The sequence below is a fragment of the Pseudomonas alloputida genome (genome assembly GCF_021283545.2).
Lineage (GTDB): Bacteria > Pseudomonadota > Gammaproteobacteria > Pseudomonadales > Pseudomonadaceae > Aquipseudomonas > Aquipseudomonas alloputida.
This window is the reverse complement of record NZ_CP128540.1, coordinates 2,596,041-2,614,956: the sequence shown is the minus strand read 5'-3', so window position 1 is coordinate 2,614,956 and position 18,916 is coordinate 2,596,041. Positions and strand designations below refer to the sequence as shown.

Genomic DNA, 18,916 nt, shown 5'->3' with positions numbered 1-18,916 from the left:
CCGCCCCCGCTTCCCCGGTCACCCTCTGCTGGTCCCAGAACTCTTCCCGTGGAATCGGGCGGCGGGCTTGTGCCTGTCTCCGCGATCGTTTTTTCCTTTCCCTTAAGAGATACGATGACTGCTATGTGTTTGTCGTCGTACCTGCTGCGCCTGTGAAATCGAGCGCCACAACACATATATCCAGACGGCCACCCTGGCGAGAACACAAAATTCTGAAAAAGGACTGGTCATCGCACAGGTTGTACGATAACTTACCTCCAACGCAAAACAACACCCCTCACCCAAGCGCCACAGGATGCCAACAACAATGAATCCACAAGAACTCAAATCCATCCTCTCCCACGGCCTGCTGTCTTTCCCGGTCACCGACTTCAATGCCCAGGGCGACTTCAACCCGGCTGGCTACATCAAGCGCCTTGAGTGGCTGGCCCCCTACGGCGCCAGCGCGCTGTTCGCCGCTGGCGGTACAGGTGAATTCTTCTCCCTGGCCGCCAGCGAATACAGCCAGGTGATCAAGACCGCGGTCGACACCTGCGCCACTTCGGTGCCGATCCTCGCCGGTGTCGGTGGCTCCACCCGTCAGGCCATCGAATACGCGCAGGAAGCCGAGCGCCTGGGTGCCAAGGGCCTGCTGCTGCTGCCGCACTACCTGACCGAAGCCAGCCAGGACGGCGTCGCCGCCCACGTCGAAGCGGTGTGCAAATCGGTAAACATCGGTGTGGTGGTGTACAACCGCAACGTCTGCCGCCTGAACGCCGACCTGCTGGAAAAACTGGCCGAGCGCTGCCCGAACCTGATCGGCTACAAGGACGGCCTGGGTGATATCGAGCTGATGGTGTCGATCCGTCGTCGCCTGGGCGAGCGCTTCAGCTACCTGGGTGGCCTGCCGACCGCCGAAGTGTATGCCGCCGCCTACAAGGCCCTGGGCGTACCGGTGTACTCCTCCGCTGTGTTCAACTTCGTGCCGAAAACCGCCATGGACTTCTACAACGCCATCGCCCGTGACGACCACGCCACCGTGGCCAAGCTGATCGACGATTTCTTCCTGCCCTACCTGGACATCCGCAACCGCAAGGCCGGCTACGCCGTGAGCATCGTCAAGGCCGGCGCCAGAATTGCCGGTTACGACGCCGGCCCGGTGCGTACCCCGCTGACCGACCTCACCGCCGAAGAGTACGAAATGCTCGCCGCGCTGATGGACAAGATGGGCCCGCAGTAAACGCTGCCCGCGGCCTGCCAGACGCCGCGCCCGGAGTGGGCCTACCCCACTCCGGCTACAATTCGTGAGCCCGCACAAAAATAACTAGTGGGAGTATTGCCAGCATGCAAGCGACTAAGAAAACGCATGTGCGCTACCTGATCCTGTTCATGCTGTTTCTGGTGACCACGATCAACTATGCCGACCGCGCGACCATTGCTATCGCAGGCTCCAGCCTGCAGAAAGACCTCGGCATTGACGCCGTAACCCTCGGTTATATCTTTTCCGCCTTCGGATGGGCTTACGTGGCTGGCCAGATTCCTGGTGGCTGGCTACTCGATCGCTTCGGTTCCAAGAACGTCTACGCCTTCAGCATCTTCACCTGGTCGCTGTTCACCCTGCTGCAGGGTTTTGTCGGTGGCCTGCCGGTTGCCTGGGCCGTGGTCACCCTCTTCACCCTGCGCTTCCTGGTCGGTTTCGCCGAAGCCCCGTCATTCCCGGGTAACGCGCGCATCGTCGCCGCATGGTTCCCGACCCAGGAACGCGGCACGGCGTCGGCCATCTTCAACTCGGCGCAGTATTTCGCCACTGCACTGTTCGCCCCGATCATGGGCTGGATCGTGTTCAGCTTCGGCTGGGAGCACGTCTTCGTGGTCATGGGTGTGCTGGGCATCATCTTCTCGATGGTGTGGCTGAAGACCATCTACAACCCGCGCCAACACCCGCGCATCAGCCAAAGCGAGCTCGAGCACATCGAGCAGAACGGCGGCCTGGTCGACATGGACCAGAAGCGCGGCAGCGACGGCCCGAAATGGGGTTACATCAAGCAGTTGCTGACCAGCCGCATGCTGCTGGGCGTATACCTGGGCCAGTACTGCATCAACGCCATCACCTACTTCTTCCTCACCTGGTTCCCGGTGTACCTGGTGCAGGAACGTGGCATGACCATTCTCAAGGCCGGCTTCATCGCCTCGCTGCCGGCGGTGTGTGGTTTTATCGGCGGCGTCCTGGGTGGTGTGATCTCCGACTGGCTGCTGCGCCGCGGCAACTCGCTGACCTTCTCGCGCAAACTGCCGATTGTCTGTGGCCTGCTGCTGTCCACCACCATGGTGTTCTGCAACTACGTCGATGCCGAGTGGATGGTGGTTGGCTTCATGACGCTGGCGTTCTTCGGCAAGGGCATTGGCGCACTGGGCTGGGCGGTGGTCGCGGACACTTCACCCAAGCAGATTGCCGGGCTGTCCGGTGGACTGTTCAACACCTTCGGCAACATCGCGTCGATCACCACCCCTATCGTGATCGGCTACATCATCAGCGCCACCGGCTCGTTCAAGTGGGCGCTTGTGTACGTGGGTGCCAACGCGCTGGTCGCGGTATTCAGCTATCTGGTTATCGTCGGCCCCATCAAGCGTATCGAATTGCGTGATGCTGCCCCGAAGCCACACGCTGAGCCTGCCACCGACGGCGAACTGGCCAGCTCCCGTCACTGAAAAAACACGCCCGCGCCGGGTCGCCCGGCATGGGCGGATGTACAAAAGCCTGAGAACCTGACAAGTAGGGCCCAAACATGCAGTTGATCGAACATTCCGACTCGCCCCGCTACGTCCGCCTGCACGACGACGACAACGTCGTGGTCGTCGTCAACGACGGCGGCTTGGGCGAAGGCGCCCGCTTCGCCGACGGCCTGACCCTGATCGAAGGCGTGCCGCAAAGCCATAAGGTGGCCACCGTGTCCATCGCCAAGGGCGAGCCCGTGCGCCGCTACGGGCAAATCATCGGCTACGCGCTGGAAGACCTGCGCCAAGGCAGCTGGGTGCAGGAAAGCCAGCTGGCCATGCCGGCCGCCCCGGAACTGGACAGCCTGCCGCGCTGCGATGCAGTGCCACAACCGCTGCCGCCGCTGGAGGGCTTCACCTTCGAGGGCTATCGCAACGCCGACGGCACTGTCGGCACCCGCAATATCCTCGGCATCACCACCACCGTGCAGTGCGTGACCGGCGTGCTGGAACATGCAGTCAAGCGCATTCGCAACGAACTGCTGCCCAAATACCCCAACGTCGATGACGTGGTGGCCATTACCCACAGCTACGGCTGCGGTGTGGCAATCAACGCCCGCGACGCTTACATCCCGATCCGCACCGTGCGCAACCTGGCGCGCAACCCTAACCTTGGCGGCGAGGCACTGGTGATCAGCCTGGGCTGTGAAAAACTGCAAGCCAGCCAGGTGATGCACGACAACGACCCTTCGGTGGACCTCAGCGACCCATGGCTGTACCGCCTTCAAGATGCCAGCCTTGGCTTTGTTGAAATGATCGAGCAGATCATGGACCTGGCCGAAACCCGCCTGAAGAAGCTCGACCAGCGCCGCCGCGAAACGGTCCCGGCCAGCGAACTGATCCTCGGTATGCAATGCGGTGGCAGCGACGCCTTCTCGGGCATCACCGCCAACCCGGCACTGGGCTATGCCGCCGACCTGCTGGTCCGCGCTGGCGCCACCGTGCTGTTCTCTGAAGTGACCGAGGTGCGCGACGCGATCTACATGCTGACCTCGCGCGCGGAAAACCAGGACGTTGCCGACGCGCTGGTGCGCGAAATGGACTGGTACGACCGCTACCTGCAGCAAGGCGCCGCCGACCGCAGCGCCAACACCACACCGGGCAACAAGAAAGGCGGGCTGTCGAACATCGTCGAGAAATCGCTGGGTTCGATCGTCAAGTCGGGCAGCGGCGCTATCCAGGGTGTGCTCGGCCCAGGCGAGCGGGCCAACCGCAAAGGCCTGATTTTCTGCGCCACCCCGGCCAGCGACTTTGTCTGTGGCACCTTGCAACTGGCGGCCGGCATGAACCTGCACGTCTTCACTACCGGCCGCGGCACCCCGTATGGCCTGGCCATGGCGCCGGTGGTCAAGGTGTGTACCCGCAGCGAACTGGCCCAGCGCTGGCCCGACCTGATCGACATCGACGCCGGTCGCATCGCCAGTGGTCGCTCGACCATCGAGGAGCTGGGTTGGGAGCTGTTCCATTACTACCTGGACGTAGCCAGCGGTCGCAAGCAGACCTGGGCCGAACAACACCGGCTGCACAACGACATCACCCTGTTCAACCCGGCGCCCATTACCTGATGCCGCAGCCCTGACCACGCATTCACACACGCCATTCTCAATCCCACAGGAGCACCCCATGCCTGAGATCCTCGGCCATAACTTCATCGCCGGTCAGCGCAGTGCCGCTGGCCCTCAGCGCCTGCAGAGCCTGGACGCCAGCACTGGCGAAGCCCTGCCCTACAGCTTTGCCCAGGCCACCGAAGCCGAAGTGGACAAAGCCGCCAAGGCCGCTGCCGCAGCCTTCGCCGATTTCCGCCAACTGGCCCCGGCGCGTCGGGCCGAGTTCCTCGACGCCATCGCCGCTGAACTCGACGAACTGGATGACGCCTTCGTCGCCATCGTCTGCCGCGAAACCGCCCTGCCCGCCGCCCGCATCCAGGGCGAGCGCGGCCGCACCAGCGGGCAGATGCGCCTGTTCGCCCAAGTGCTGCGCCGCGGCGACTTTCTCGGCGCACGCATCGACCTGGCACTGCCCGAGCGCCAGCCGCTGCCACGCGTAGACCTGCGCCAGATGCGCATCGGTGTAGGCCCGGTCGCCGTGTTCGGGGCCAGCAACTTCCCGCTTGCCTTCTCCACCGCCGGGGGTGATACCGCCGCCGCCCTGGCCGCAGGCTGCCCGGTGGTATTCAAGGCGCACAGCGGCCACATGGCCACGGCCGACCTGGTCGCCTGCGCCATCGTGCGCGCCGCTGAGCGGACCGGCATGCCCAAGGGCGTGTTCAACATGGTATTTGGTGGCGGCGTGGGCGAGTGGCTGGTCAAGCACCCGGCCATCCAGGCGGTTGGCTTCACCGGCTCGCTGAAAGGCGGTGATGCCCTTTGCCGCATGGCCGCTGAGCGCCCGCAGCCAATCCCGGTGTTCGCCGAGATGTCCAGCATCAACCCGGTCATCATCCTGCCAGGCGCCCTGGCCAAACGTGGCGAGGCCATTGCCCGCGAGTTGGCGGGGTCCGTGTGCATGGGTGCCGGGCAGTTCTGCACCAACCCTGGGCTGGTGATTGGCTTGCAGTCGCCACAGTACAGCCAACTGCTCGCCGACCTTGGCCAGTACCTGGACCAGCAAGCCGGGCAAACCATGCTCAATGCTGGCGGCTTGCACAGCTACGTCGGCGGCCTTGAACACTTGCATGCCCATGCCGGTATCGAGCATGTGGCCGGCCAGGTGCAGGAAGGCAACCAGGCGCGCGCTCAGCTGTTCAAGGCCGATGCACGCCTGCTGGTCGAGTCCGACCCGCTGTTGCAGGAAGAAGTGTTTGGGCCCACCACCGTGGCCGTAGAGGTGCAGGACAACGACCAACTGCGCGACGCGCTGCTCGGCCTGCGCGGCCAGCTGACCGCGACGCTGATCGGCGAAGCGGAGGACTTCGATGCCTTCGCCTGGCTGGTGCCGCTGCTGGAGGAGAAAGTCGGGCGAATCCTGGTCAATGGCTACCCGACCGGTGTCGAAGTCTGTGATGCCATGGTGCACGGCGGCCCGTACCCGGCGACCTCCGATGCGCGTGGCACCTCGGTCGGCACTTTGGCCATCGACCGCTTCCTGCGCCCGGTGTGCTACCAGAACTACCCGCAGACGCTGCTGCCTGAGGCACTGCGCGACGGCAACCCGCTGGGGCTGCGGCGGTTGGTGAACGGTCAGTGGAGTGACGGGGCGATCTGACTGGTTGCCAGAAACAGGAAAGCCCTGCGCACGGCGGGGCTTTTCTTTTTTGACTGTACTGGCCTTTTCGCGGGCAAGCCCGCTTCGACAGGGCTATCTTGCCCGCGAAGAGGCCAGTACAGGCAGCAAAGGCTTCAGGTTCCTTGCGCTTCAGCCGCCTCATGCGCCTGGCGCAAGCGCTCGCGGCTGTTGCTCAGGTGCATGCGCATGGCCATCTTCGCCCCTTCGCTGTCACGCCGGGCAATCGCCTCATAGATCGCCTCGTGCTCATGCATCAGACGGCTCATGTAATGCGCCTGGTCATCATGGGCCAGGCGCGCCGAATTCAGCCGGGTGCGCGGGATGATGCTGGTACCCAGGTGGTTGATGATGTCGGCGAAGTAGTGGTTGCCGCTGGCCTGGGCAATGCGCAGGTGGAACTGGAAGTCCGCCGACACCGCATCAGTGGCGTGGGCCGCCCCCTCGTTGAGTTCGTCCAGCGCCGCCCGCATACCGGCCAGGGCTTCGTCGCTTCGCCGCTGGGCTGCCAGCCCGGCCGACTCGATCTCCAGGGCAATGCGCAACTCCAGCACCGCCAGCACTTCGCGCAGGGTGACCACGGTGGCCGGGTCGATACGGAAACCGCCCGTAGCCGGTGCATCCAGCACGAATGTACCGATGCCGTGGCGAGTCTCTACCTGCCCGGCGGCCTGCAACCGCGAGATCGCCTCACGCACCACCGTGCGACTGACGCCCTCTTCGGCCATGATCTGCGATTCGGTCGGCAGCTTGTCGCCGCGCTTGAGCTGGCCGCTGCGAATGCGTTCGGTCAGCACCGTGACCAGTTCCTGGGCCAGACTGCGCGGCTTGCGCCGGGTCCTTGCCTGTACCTGCTGCTCTGTCATTGCCCTGTATTTCACCTTGGAAGACAGCGCTCATCATAGCGCAAGCGGTTGTACGATCACATACACCCCGTGCGGTATTTATTGCCCATCTTTGCAGTCCCTGGCCCCATGAAAAAACGCGCAGAATCACTGGCCCATGGCCTGCGCGAGCCTGTACTGTACGCCTCCACGCTCACTGTTCCATGGAAGGAATCTGCAGTATGAAAACCCTCGACCGCCTTTTGCTCGGCAGTGGCCTGCTGATCCCCCTCTGGCTGCTGGCGGGGGTATGGCTCACCGCCCAGGCCTACCCTGGCTATGATCACCTGCAACAGGCCATGAGCCAGCTTGGCGCGGCAGGCTCGCCAACCCACAGCTGGTCACCACGGGTCAACAACTCCCCTCTAGCCCTGCTGTTTGCCCTGTTTGCCTGGGGCCTGATGCGGCGCTGGCACAGCTCGAAGCTGGCGCTGCTGAGTGCGGGCCTGGTGTTGCTGCATGGCATGGGCAGTTTGGGCACCGGCTGGTTCCCCTGCGACCAGGGGTGTGCACCGGTACAGCCATCTACCTCGCAGCAACTGCATAACCTGTTTGGTCTGCTGATGTTCCTCTCGCTGACCTTGGCCAGCGCCCTATGGGCGTGGCTAGGCAACCGCATTGCCGGCTCCCCCGCCCTGGCGCTGTTTTCCCTGGCTTGCGTGGTGTTGGCGATCATCACCGTCGCGTTGATGGGCCAAGCGGCGCAGAGTGGCCAGCTGTTCGGCCTGTATCAACGCCTTAACTATGGTGTTTCGGTGCTCTGGGTTGCCAGCCTGGCCTGGACAAGTCTGCGGAAGCCGAAGGCCAGTCCCCTGCGCATGGCTGTGCCCTGACGGCAAATTGCTGGCCCACGGCTGCGGAAAGCGAAGGCAAACTCCGTTTTCTTTCAGATGCTTAGGACAGCAACATGCGAGTACTTCTAGCAACGATGGCCGGCTGCCTGCTGGCCACCCTCGCTTTCGGCGCCCAGGCCAGGGCACTGAGCCAGAACGATCGCCACACCTGCGGCTGGGGCGCGCAGATAGCCGCCGAGGCCCAACAGGCCAAGCTTTCCGGGGTAACCCTGTACGCCACGCGCAAGAAGCTGCAGGTACGCAAATTCCCCAAACCCTGGATGCGCATGACTGCCTTCGGCATTACCGAGCAAACCTACAACAGCCGCTCGCGGCTCAAGCCAGCAGCGATCAAGCAGACGTACTTCGAGCAGTGCGTTCAGCATGCCGTTGCAAGACGATAACTCTTTACTTATCACGCCTGCAAAGGCCGCATCAGCGTCTCCATGGAGGGCCTGCCTTGAAGCGATCTTCCAGCCAGGCCTTGAAGACGCCCATCGCTGCCGTGTTCAGGCGTGCGGTCGGCCGTACCAGGTAAATGCCCGCCGCCTTGTCCAGCTGCCATTGCGCAAGCACCCTTACCAGGCATCCGCTGGCCAGGTCCTCGCCCATGAGCCAGTCACCTCCGGCCACAATCCCCACGCCGCGCCGCGCCGCCTCCAGCAGCGCTTCGTTGTCATTACTGCGAAGGCTGCCAGCAACTTTGACACTTGTCTGTCGCGTATCGCTCATAAGGCGCCATTCAGGAAACGATCGCAAACCATTGAAACCTAAACAGTTATGCGCCGCCAAATCTTCCGGCTGCGCGGGTTCCCCATGCCGAGCAAGGTATTGAGGAGAAGCGCACAGGATCCGCACGTGATCGCACAGTTTACTTGCCACCAGACGATTGTCCGCCAGCTCACCAATCCGGATCGCGGCGTCGAAACCCTCGCCGATCAGGTCGACGAAACGATCGGCATACTCGGTCTCCACGATTACCTGCGGGTAGGCCAGTACAAAGTCGGCCAGCATGCCGCTCAACCAGCGTCGGCCCATGGCCGCCGGCAACGCCAGACGCAGACGCCCACGAACCGTTGCCGCACCTTCGGCTGCCTCTTCCTCCGCTTCGGCAATCAGCCGGCTAGCCTCGAGAACCTTGGCTACCAGCCGCTCGCCCTCATCGGTAAAGCGCAGCTGCCGCGTACTGCGCTCCACCAGGCGAATGCCCAGCCGCGTCTCTAAAGCACTCAGGCGTTTCGACAGCACCGTAGGGTGGCGCTCCAGTTGCCGCCCGGCGGCAGCAAACGAGCCCTGCTCATACAAGGCCAGCAGGGTGGCAAGTTCATCAGCGCGACGACTGTCGAAGGTATCCATGGCAAGGCTCGGCTCAGGGCAGTGAAATCAGGGGGCGGATCAGGCAGTCAGCACCAGCGCGCCCTCCGACCGCCCTTGCTCCAGGCATTCATGGGCCTTGGCTGCTTCAGCCAGCGGGAAGCATCGCCAGACCCGAGGCTGGACGATACCTTCGGCAACCGCTGCCAGCACATCGGCCGCGCGCTGCTGGTACTCCTCGACAGTGCGGGTGTGTGCTGCGAGCGATGGCCGGGTCAGGTACAGCGAGCCATTGGCATTGAGCGTGGCAACCTCAATGGCAGGCGGTGCACCGGAGGTGCCGCCGAACGATACCAACAAGCCGCGCACACTCAGGCTGCCCAACGAGGCCTCAAGCGACACCTTGCCCACGCAATCGTACACTACGGCCACACCTTGGCCTTGGGTCAGCTCACGCACCTGGCTGGCCAAGGTTTTTGCGTCGAACACCAGCACATGCTGGCAACCCGCCGCCCGTGCCCGCTCCACACTTTGCAGGCGCGATACCACCCCTATCACCGTCGCCCCCAGGTGTCGCGCCCAAGGCACCATCAGCTGGCCCAAAGCACCGGCCGCACCGTACAACAACACCTGGGTGCCCGGCCCTACGGCATAGGTGGTTTTCAACAGATATTGCGCCGTGATTCCCTTGAACAGCACCGCTGCGGCGGCCTCGTCCTCCAACTGCGGCGGCAGCGGAACCAGCCGCTCGGCCGGGAACAGCCGGCCACTGGCATAGGCACCGACCGGCCCCATCGCGTAAGCGACCCGGTCGCCCACCTGCACGTTGTGCACCCCATCGCCAATGGCCGAGACCCTGCCAGCGCCTTCCAGTCCCAGGCCTGAAGGCAATGCCAGCGCTGCTCCCCCCTTGCGCTGCAACACATCCAGCGGGTTCACGCCCATGGCCGTCTGCTCCAGCCAGACCTGGCCAGGCCCTGGAGATTGTGCTGCTACGTGTTCAAGCTGCATCACATCGGCAGCGCCGGTGCTATTGAGAATGATGCGGGTAGCCATGATCGAATCCTGCTGAATGAGTGCTCGAGTCAGGCTAAACAAGAAGCAAAAGTTGAACAATCAGGCGGGATGCAGATGATTTCTGCACCCCTTGCAGCAATTCAGTCAGTGCATCAGCAGCCAGTCAGCATCGTAGGGCGCCGTTCACCGACGAAGAACAAGGGGCGCAGGCGCACGCCTATCAGGTTACCGGTATAGGCCGCCACCAGCCACAACCAGCCATGTAAGCTACCCGAGGCGATACCACTGAAGTAAGCACCAATGTTGCAGCCGTAAGCCAGGCGCGAACCATAGCCCAGCAGAAGGCCGCCAATCACTGCGGCCACCAGCGACGGCAGCGGAATCTTCAGGTTTGGCGCAAAGCGCCCGGCCAGGCCCGCCGCCAGCAAGGCACCCAGTACGATGCCCAGGTCCATTACCGTGGTGATGTCCTGCCACAGCGGCGCAGCCAAAGCCTTGGCATTGGCCGGTGCCTGCCAGAACACCCAGCTACCGACATCCACACCCAGCCCGCTGAGGACCTTGGCCCCCCACAAGGCGAAAGCCGAGGTAATGCCCCAAGGCCGCCCCGCCAGCGCCAAGGTCGCGTAGTTCAGCAAGGCCAGGGCGATGGCGCCCCACAGCAAGGGCCAGGGGCCACGCAGGAAGCGTCGAAGGCCTTGGTGCTCGCTGGCAGGCAGTGCTTCAAGCGCGCCATGCCGGCGCTTCTCAAGCACCACGGTGGCCCAGGCGATCAGCCCGAACACTGCCAGGCTTGCCAGCACCGCAGGCCCTATCCCCCACACCTGCACGATCGAGGTGGCCGGAAGCGACGGCAAGGCAAACCACCAATCGGCATGGTGGGTGGCGCTGACCGAGCCGATGACGAAGAACAGCAGAGTCACCAGCATGCGCGCATTACCTCCCCCCACGGTAAACAGCGTGCCCGATGCGCAGCCGCCACCCAACTGCATGCCGATGCCGAAAATGAACGCACCGAACACCACTGAAACACCCGCAGGGGCAACCAGACCAGTGACCGGGTTACCGAACAGGCTGCCAGCTGACAACGCCGGGAAGAACAGCAGCACCGCCAGGGTCAGCATGACCATCTGCGCACGCAGGCCCGCGCCACGGCGCTCGTTGATAAACACCCGCCAGGCTGAGGTGAAACCGAAGGCGGCGTGGTACAGCGTCAGGCCAAGGGCGGTGCCGACCAGCAGCAACACTACCTGCTTGAAGCCGGCATTGAGGTTGAGGAACCAGGCACTGGCCAGCATCAAGGTCAAGGCGATCAATGGCGCGCCGAGGCGACGTGGTTCAGGCGTGGCAGTTGCGGAAAGGCCCATCAAAATACTCGGACAATAGTTAAACGGACGGGGAGTATACGCCCAGCAGCCGACACAATCGTTGTAGGAGTACACAAAGCATTTGTTAAGCTGATTCAAGTCGCCAGAAATGACCAAGGCCATTCACCCGATGGATGAACTGCGCAAGATCGACCTCAACCTGCTGCTCGCCCTGCACGCCTTGCTCAGCGAAAGGCACGTGACCCGTGCAGCCTTGCGCCTGCACCGCAGTCAACCGGCGGTCAGCCACGCCTTGGCGCAGTTGCGCAAACACTTCGACGACCCTTTGCTGGTACGCCAAGGTGGCGGCATGGCCCTTACCGCCCGCGCCCAATCGCTGGCACAACCGCTACAGGATGCACTGAGCAATCTTGAAAGCCTGCTGGCCACCCCGCTGTTCGAACCAGCCAAGGCCCAGCGCCGGTTCCGGCTGTCGCTGTCCGACTACGCTTCGCGCATCATCCTGCCGCACCTGTTGCGCCACCTGCGCCAAGTCGCGCCCGGGGTGGACCTGGCCATCAGCCAGGCCAGCCGTGAAACCATGTTGGCGCAATTGCTCGATGGCGAACTGGATCTGGCCCTGGGCCTGTTCCCCGAACTGCCTCAGGACATCACCGCCCAGCCCCTGTTTGCCGATCGCTTCATCAGCGTTGCCGATCGCCAGGTCCTGCCTGCCAGTGGCGATATGGCCCTGGAAGACTGGCTGGCACGCCCACATGTATTGATGGCCATGCGCCCGGATGCTTTCGATGAAATCGAGCGTGCACTGGCCGCCCGGGGCTTGCAGCGCCGTATTGCCCTGGCCTTGCCACACTGGAGTGCGGCAGTCGAAGTGCTGGCCGGCACCGACCTGATCCTGACAGTGGCCAGCCGCGCTGTGGGGTCGTTGCGCCAACACAAGACACTGCGCCAGTTCACACCGCCACTGGCCATCCCCTCGTTCGACTATCAGCAAGCCTGGCACAACCGCAAGGACAGTGACCCCGGGCACCGCTGGTTGCGCGAAACCGTATGGGCCTGCAGTCAACCAGGGCGCTGATCAGTTTTCTTGCGCCTTCACAGCTGCCGTGGGGTGGGCCGGTGACGCCGTTGCCCAAGTGCCCTGTACCAGCAGCACTCCGCACAGGATCAGCACCACGCCGGCCACCCTGGCCAGGCTGAGCGGCTTGCCACCCAGCCCCATCACCCCGTAGTGGTCGGCAAGCACTGCCGTGATGATCTGCCCCGCCACCACCAGTACCAGGAACCCTGCTGCGCCAAGTTTAGGGGTGAGTGCGGCGGCGCCGGCTACATACATTGCCCCGAGCACGCCACCAATCCACAACCACCAAGGCCCCTGCAGGGCCTTGCCCATGTCTGGCGCCGGTACCCGGATAATCAGCAGGGCAGCGATCACCACCAGCATGCTCACCGTCAACGATGTGAAAGCCCCCCACAGCCAGTGCCCAAGTGCCCGACCTGCCGCAGCATTACCTGCGGCCTGAAACGGCAACACCGCACCGGCAAGCAACGCCATGGCCACAGGAAGCGCCAGCAGAAGCATTGATTTACTGAACATGGCAGTCCTCATCCAAGGTATCGATGGCAACCATGATGCTGCATGCCCCAGTACTGATAGAAATCAAAATCCTGCACTTGAACTATTCGTACCCTGCATACTGAAACATTCCTTCCGGCCGGCGTGCGCATGGCCGACAATCGACTGCACCGTGCCACTGCCATAGAGCCTTAGCCATGAGCGACGAACGAAAGTCCCTGATCGACCGTGGCCACCTGCCAACCCGCAACCTGGCCGAATGCCTGGCGGTGGACCAAGCCGCCTTGGTCAACGCCTTGACAGGGCAACTGCCAGCAGCATTGGTAGAGCACCTCGCTGCCAGTGCGGAGCAGGCCCAGGCACTGGGCCTGTCAAAAAAAGTGGCGGCCATTGGCCTGGCACTGGGCAAGTGGCTGGAGCAAGCCGCCGAGTCGTTGCGCCAGCAAGTGTTCGAGCAATGCTGCACGCACCCATCCGATACCGTGCGCAGCTGGGCGGCATTCGCCCAGGCGTTCCTGTCACGCTCGCAGCCAGCGGAAGATGCCCTGCTGGCGCAGTTTCGCTTCGCCCGCGATGAGCACTTCGGCGTACGTGAATGGGCCTGGATCGCCCTGCGCCCGCGCCTGGCCCAGCACCTTGAAACCGCCCTGGCGCTACTCGGCCGCCATACCGGTGATGCCGACCCGCTGGTACGTCGGTTCTGCATCGAGATCCTGCGCCCGCGTGGCGTTTGGTGCGAGCACATTGCCACGCTCAAGCAACAACCAGAAGTGGCCGAGCCGTTGCTGGTACCGCTGCTGGCCGAAGCTGAGAAATACGCCCAGGACTCAGTCGCCAATTGGCTCAACGATGCCAGCAAGACCCGCCCCGACTGGGTACTTCAGCTGTTTCAGCGCCATCCCCCGGCCTGCAAGGCCTCACAGCGCATCCAGACCCGGGCTACCCGAAGCCTGCGGCAGTGACACACCACAAGTCGACTACCCCTAACGTGCAGAGCCCCAGCCCTTGATCGAAGCCGCCGGCTACTGAGGCCCGCTCCCCGGCACCAGCCTGCCCGGACCGCAAACGGCCGATCGTAGGCGAGTAACCGAGGTCGGCAACGGCCAAGGTCAGCGCGAGGTTTCGACGCGCAGCACTTCGGTGTAGATCGCGTCAACCGTCTGGCCAACCTTGAGGTTCTTCATGCGTTTCTGCAGGTCTGGGTTCTCGACCTTGACCACCTGCAGCTTGCCCTCCGGTGGCAACAAGCTCACCTCATGCGTCTTGAGGTCGATCTTCTTGATCTGAGAGGTAACCTTGACCTGGCGGAACGCCTCGCCGCCCGGGTTGGGATTTTGCTCGGTTGCACGGATGGTACCGGACTCTTCAGTCGCTTTCGGCGCCCCCCCCACTTCCGGATTGAGCACATAGGCCACGGCGCGTGTCACGTAGATGTCGACTTGGTCACCGACTTTAAGGTTGGGCAGCGCTTTGGCCTTTTCGGTCAGTTGGAACGTCACATCCTTCTTCTCGTCAGGGCCTTTCACCGTGACTTGTCGGGTGGCCAGGTCGATAGCCGTTACCTGTGTGGTGACATGGCTTTCCAGCGCCTCGCTCCCGATGGGGATACCGGCAGCCTGTACCGTGAAGCTGGCAGCAGAGGCCAGCGTGGCAAGGGTTACAGCACGAGCGAGAGTACGAATGGGGTTCATAGGCGTGCTTCCCTGTGATCAAGTCCGAATAGGCGCGTGAAAGGCTCACGCGCTGACAAGCATAGCCATTACCGGCCGCCTTGCCGGCCCTCTCGGCTGGCGACGCATTTCGTCGCCGAAATCACTGTTATAGCTAATACGAATTCTTTACACTTGCTTTACATTTGCAAATCATTACTATTCGTGACTCCCGATAACAACAAAGAGTCGCCTGTAATGGCAAAAAGGTCTGTTGCCCCAGCATCCATTTCCATGCTGGGCCTGCTCGTTGTGCCTGCTGTCCACGCTGCCGCCCAAACCGATACGCAAAGTAGCCTCGCCCTGCCCGCCACCGCCGTCACCAGCGTCTATGAGCAGCAAAGCTACAAGGCCAGTGAAAGCCGCAGCGCCATGAAGATCGACGCGCCGCTGCGCGATATCCCGCAAACCGTCAACGTCGTTCCCGAAAGCGTGATCAAGGACCAAGGCGCACAGTCCATGGAAGACGTGCTGAAGAACGTGCCCGGCATCGGCCTGTCCAACGGCGACGGCCAACGCGATCAGGTGACCATCCGTGGCTTCAGCGCCATTGGCGACATGTACATAGACGGCGTGCGTGACGACGCCCTGTACTTTCGCGATCTGTCCAACATCGAGCGTGTCGAGGTGATCAAGGGCCCGGCCGCGGTGCTGTATGGCCGTGGCTCCTCGGGCGGGCTGATCAACAGCATCAGCAAAAAACCAAGCTTCACGCCCAAGCGCGAAGTCGGCATGAACGTCGACAGCGAAGGCAAACGCCGAACCCAGTTCGACACCGGCTGGGCCGACCCGCAAAGCAACCAGGCCTACCGCGTGACCGGTGCCTTCGAAGACAGCGACACCTTCCGCGATGATGGCTACATCGACCGCAAGGCCATCGCACCGTCGGCCTACTTCCGTCTCTCGGACGATCTGGAACTGAACCTGGGCGCCACCTACCTGTAAGACAAGCGCCTGATCGACTTCGGCATCCCGGCCCTGGGCAACCGCCCGGTGGACGTGGACCGCGACAAGCGCTTTGGCTCTGGCGATGCTGACCAGGATTACGCCCGCAGCGAGGTGTTCTCGCTTACAGCCAGCCTGGACTACCGCATCAACGACAACTTCACCCTGACCAACACCAGCCGTTACTACCGCTACGACTTGGACCGCAACAACACCTTGGCCGACAGCAGCCCGACGCGCTTCGTCACCGCGCCCGACGGTGAACTGCTGATCAAGCTCAACCGCGGCAATGTCGCCCGCGATGAGTACGGTGTGTTCAACCAGACGGAGCTCAAGCAACAAGCGCAACTGGCCGGCATGCAGCACAACCTGTTGTACGGCGTGGAAGCAGGCTTTCAGGACAAGTACCAGCGCGTGCTGAGCCAGACCAACGTGGCCCAGGTACCGGTGTACCGTGACGCCTTGGTGCCGGTACCGGAACATGCCGCCAACCTGTCGTCCAAGGGCACCAACTTCCAGCAGACCACCGGTCTGTACGTGCAGGACATGATCGAGCTGAACGCGCACTGGAAGGCACTGGTCGGTGTGCGTTATGACATCTTTGGCCAGGAGTACGACGACGACCGCGTGCAAAACATCGACCTGGATCGTACCGACAAGACCTGGAGCCCGCGTGCGGGTCTGGTCTACCAGCCAGACGCCATCCAGTCCTACTACGTGTCGGTCAGCCGCAGCTATCAGCCTTCGGGCGAAGTGTTCGCGGTGAGCCCGAGCAACCAGCACCTGGAGCCGGAAGAAACCACCAACTATGAAATCGGCGCCAAATGGGACCTGCTCGACAGCCGCCTGTCACTGACCGCCGCAGTGTTCCGCCTTGAGCGCACCAACATGAAGACTGCCGACCCGGCCAACCCCAACCTGACCGTATTGGCTGGCGAACAGCGTACCGATGGCTTTGAAGCCACCGTCAGCGGGCATCTCACCGACAAGTGGCAGATCTATGCCGGTTACGCTTACCTGGACGCCGAAATCACCAAGTCCAACAGCAAGACCAATGGCGTGGCGAACGAAGGCCAGACCCCTACCCTGACGCCGCGCAACAGCGCCAATGTCTGGTTGGTACGTACCCTGACACCAGAGTGGCGTGTGGCCGCCGGAGCCAACTACGTCGACGAACGCTACACAGCGCTCGACAATGTGGTGGTGATGCCAGGCTATACCACCTTCGACGCCGCGCTGCTGTACAGCGTGCCGCAGTGGGATGCCGCGCTGCGCCTGAAGAACGTGTTCGACCGTGACTACTATGCCTCGGCACATGGCTCGGTCGACCTGATCACCCCAGGGGCACCGCGCACGCTGGAAGCCAGCTTCAACTACCGCTTCTGACCCACGCGCAATGCCTGTCAGTCAGCAATTGGGCCGCTCTGCGGCCCATCGCCAGCAAGCTTTGACGATTTGATCAGATAGCATTCAGCGATTACGCGTCACTCGCCACACCGTATTCGCCAGGTCATCGGCAATGATCAACGCCCCACGCGGGTCCACCGTCACGCCAACCGGTCGCCCCCGGGTCTTGCCATCCTCACCGCGAAAGCCCGTGGCGAAGTCGATGGGTTCCCCGGCAGGCTTGCCATTGCTGAACGGCACGAAAATCACCTTGTACCCCACCGGGTTGGGCCGGTTCCAACTGCCGTGCTCGCCCACGAACACACCGTCTGCAAAGCGCTCGCCCATTGCCGAGGTCGAGAAGTCCACACCCAGTGCAGCCACATGCGAACCCAGGCTGTAATCCGGTTTGATCGCCGCCGCCACCTTGTCCGGGTTCTGCGGCCGCACCCGCTCATCCACATGCTGCCCCCAGTAGCTGTAAGGCCAACCATAGAAGCCGCCTTCACGTACCGAAGTGAGGTAGTCTGGCACCAGGTCGGGGCCCAGCTCATCCCGCTCGTTGACCACCGTCCACAACTGCCCGGTCTGCGGCTGGATGGTCAATGCCGTCGGGTTACGCAAGCCGGTGGCATAGGGCCGGTGTGCGCCGGTCTCGGCATCAACCTGCCAGACCATGGCCCGATCGATCTCCACCTCCAGGCCGCGCTCGGTGATGTTGCTGTTCGAGCCGATACCCACATACAAGAAGCGACCATCCGGGCTGATGGTCAGGGCCTTGGTCCAATGGTGGTTGATTTCAGCCGGCAGGTCGGTGACCTTGGTTGGCGGGCCGTCGGCCTGGGTCTGGCCTTCCTTGTAGTCAAAGCGCACCAGCGCATCCTGGTTGGCTACATACAGCTTGCCGTTGGCATAGGCCAGGCCGTACGGTGCGTTGAGGTTATCCGCAAACACGGCCTGTACCTCGTAGTTGCCATCGCCGTCAGCATCGCGCAGCAAGGTCAGGCGGTTGCCACCCTTGACCTGGGTATTGCCCTTGGCCTTGATCTGGCTAGCGATCACATCCTTGGGCTTGAGCTTGGCCGCGCTGCCTCCCCGGCCCTCAGCCACCAGAATGTCGCCATTGGGCAGCACCAGGCTCTGGCGCGGGATTTTCAGGCCGGTGGCAATGGCGGTGACACTGAAGCCCTCCGGCACGGTCGGTTTCAGTTCGCCCCAGGCAGCCGGTTGCGCAATCTTCATGCTCGGCAGCAAGCCGCGCTGAGGCTCCGGCAGTTTCGGGTCCGGGCCATGGGCCTGGGTCGGCTCGCCGTCGCCACCACAGGCACTCAGCAATAGCGCCACACCCAACAGGCTAAATGCATGCAAAGGCTTCATGCCACACCTCCTGAACGCAGGTTGCTCAAACCGGTCCAGGCGGCCACCACTGCGAGCACTGTCACGATTACCGACAACACCAACCCAGAAGGCATCACCGCCCAGGCGTCCTTGGCATGCTCAAAGGCATTGATCAGCCCAAGCCCCCAAGTCACCAGCAGCAGCACGAAGTACAGCGTAGCGCGTCCGCCCTTGCGCTCGGCGCGGATCAGGTTGGCCAGCGCGAACAACAGTGCCAGCCCACAGAAGACCAGGGCCCCGGCGATGAGCCAGGCGGCGAAGTTGCTCCACTGAATCTGATAGCTGTTGTAGTAGGCGATATCGCTCAGCAGCGCGCCAAGGAACAACGGCACACTGCCCGCCAGCAGCAGGGCATGCAGCGGGCTGGGCGTACAGCGGTAGAGGGTTTGATCAGGTGCGGTCACGGTGCCTCCTTTTCATTCAGTGACCCAGGGGCTGATGGTCTTGCGCCATCAGGTAAGCGCAGGGTGCGCTTAGCAAAGGAGCCCCTTGACGCCCCGATAGTTCACCGTTTCGCTGTAATGAAATATCCTGCAAGGCATTTGCTGCC

Annotated in this window: 16 protein-coding genes and 1 pseudogene; 9 read left to right on the top strand and 8 right to left on the bottom strand. The window is 62.9% G+C overall.

The features are described 5' to 3' along the window. Nucleotides 1–307: 307 nt before the first annotated feature. The 4 genes from kdgD (at nt 308) to LU682_RS11990 (ending at nt 5,958) form a co-directional block, all read left to right on the top strand. Nucleotides 308–1,219, top strand: coding sequence for a 5-dehydro-4-deoxyglucarate dehydratase (gene kdgD, locus LU682_RS12005; protein WP_010954445.1), 912 nt, complete (start codon nt 308–310; stop codon nt 1,217–1,219). A gap of 104 nt (nt 1,220–1,323) precedes the next feature. After that, a complete protein-coding gene (locus LU682_RS12000) occupies nt 1,324–2,688 on the top strand; it encodes an MFS transporter (protein WP_003247701.1) in 1,365 nt (454 codons plus the stop codon). A 77-nt stretch (nt 2,689–2,765) separates the two neighbouring features. Further along, nucleotides 2,766–4,319 carry a galactarate dehydratase gene (gene garD, locus LU682_RS11995; RefSeq protein WP_010954446.1) on the top strand — a complete coding sequence of 518 codons (1,554 nt, stop codon included), beginning with the start codon at nt 2,766–2,768 and terminating at the stop codon, nt 4,317–4,319. 58 nt (nt 4,320–4,377) lie between these two features. Next, entirely contained in the window at nt 4,378–5,958 is a 1,581-nt protein-coding gene (locus tag LU682_RS11990) for an aldehyde dehydrogenase (NADP(+)) (protein WP_010954447.1), read from the top strand. Between the two features lie 134 nt (nt 5,959–6,092). On the opposite strand, the gene LU682_RS11985 is transcribed toward LU682_RS11990, so the two are convergent. After that, nucleotides 6,093–6,842, bottom strand: a complete 750-nt coding sequence (locus tag LU682_RS11985; RefSeq protein WP_003247694.1) for a FadR/GntR family transcriptional regulator — start codon at nt 6,840–6,842, stop codon at nt 6,093–6,095. Nucleotides 6,843–7,042: 200 nt separating this feature from the next. Here LU682_RS11985 and LU682_RS11980 point away from each other — a divergent pair, with 200 nt between their 5' ends. After that, on the top strand, nt 7,043–7,693 hold the full coding sequence (locus tag LU682_RS11980; protein ID WP_049588099.1) for a DUF998 domain-containing protein: 651 nt from the start codon (nt 7,043–7,045) through the stop codon (nt 7,691–7,693). A 74-nt stretch (nt 7,694–7,767) separates the two neighbouring features. Further along, nucleotides 7,768–8,097 carry a hypothetical protein gene (locus LU682_RS11975; protein WP_049588097.1) on the top strand — a complete coding sequence of 110 codons (330 nt, stop codon included), beginning with the start codon at nt 7,768–7,770 and terminating at the stop codon, nt 8,095–8,097. A gap of 31 nt (nt 8,098–8,128) precedes the next feature. Here LU682_RS11975 and LU682_RS11970 read toward each other — a convergent pair whose 3' ends face one another. The 3 genes from LU682_RS11970 to LU682_RS11960 form a co-directional block, all read right to left on the bottom strand. Then, nucleotides 8,129–9,049 carry a LysR family transcriptional regulator gene (locus LU682_RS11970; protein WP_010954450.1) on the bottom strand — a complete coding sequence of 307 codons (921 nt, stop codon included), beginning with the start codon at nt 9,047–9,049 and terminating at the stop codon, nt 8,129–8,131. Between the two features lie 39 nt (nt 9,050–9,088). Further along, entirely contained in the window at nt 9,089–10,063 is a 975-nt protein-coding gene (locus LU682_RS11965) for a quinone oxidoreductase family protein (RefSeq protein ID WP_232857599.1), read from the bottom strand. A 113-nt stretch (nt 10,064–10,176) separates the two neighbouring features. Continuing rightward, on the bottom strand, nt 10,177–11,391 hold the full coding sequence (locus LU682_RS11960) for a YeeE/YedE family protein (RefSeq protein ID WP_010954452.1): 1,215 nt from the start codon (nt 11,389–11,391) through the stop codon (nt 10,177–10,179). A gap of 130 nt (nt 11,392–11,521) precedes the next feature. Here LU682_RS11960 and LU682_RS11955 point away from each other — a divergent pair, with 130 nt between their 5' ends. Then, the gene (locus tag LU682_RS11955; protein ID WP_049588102.1) at nt 11,522–12,430 is read left to right on the top strand and encodes a LysR family transcriptional regulator; all 909 of its coding nucleotides are present in this window, start codon (nt 11,522–11,524) and stop codon (nt 12,428–12,430) included. Here the strand turns inward: LU682_RS11955 and LU682_RS11950 are convergent, their stop codons facing one another. Continuing rightward, nucleotides 12,431–12,949, bottom strand: a complete 519-nt coding sequence (locus LU682_RS11950; protein ID WP_020192124.1) for a DMT family transporter — start codon at nt 12,947–12,949, stop codon at nt 12,431–12,433. It abuts the gene before it with no gap. A gap of 176 nt (nt 12,950–13,125) precedes the next feature. On the opposite strand from LU682_RS11950, the gene LU682_RS11945 reads away from it, so the two are divergent. After that, nucleotides 13,126–13,890, top strand: a complete 765-nt coding sequence (locus tag LU682_RS11945) for a hypothetical protein (RefSeq protein WP_010954455.1) — start codon at nt 13,126–13,128, stop codon at nt 13,888–13,890. A 147-nt stretch (nt 13,891–14,037) separates the two neighbouring features. On the opposite strand, the gene LU682_RS11940 is transcribed toward LU682_RS11945, so the two are convergent. Further along, nucleotides 14,038–14,619, bottom strand: coding sequence for a hypothetical protein (locus tag LU682_RS11940; protein ID WP_010954456.1), 582 nt, complete (start codon nt 14,617–14,619; stop codon nt 14,038–14,040). A 216-nt stretch (nt 14,620–14,835) separates the two neighbouring features. Here LU682_RS11940 and LU682_RS11935 point away from each other — a divergent pair. Continuing rightward, a pseudogene (locus tag LU682_RS11935) lies at nt 14,836–16,968 on the top strand (TonB-dependent receptor). A gap of 84 nt (nt 16,969–17,052) precedes the next feature. Here the strand turns inward: LU682_RS11935 and LU682_RS11930 are convergent. Then, the gene (locus LU682_RS11930; RefSeq protein WP_010954458.1) at nt 17,053–18,345 is read right to left on the bottom strand and encodes a PQQ-dependent sugar dehydrogenase; all 1,293 of its coding nucleotides are present in this window, start codon (nt 18,343–18,345) and stop codon (nt 17,053–17,055) included. Beyond that, complete coding sequence (locus LU682_RS11925) at nt 18,342–18,770, bottom strand: DUF2231 domain-containing protein (protein ID WP_003247665.1); 429 nt, start codon at nt 18,768–18,770, stop codon at nt 18,342–18,344. Before LU682_RS11925 ends, LU682_RS11930 begins: the two co-directional genes overlap by 4 nt. Between the last annotated feature and the right edge of the window lie 146 nt (nt 18,771–18,916).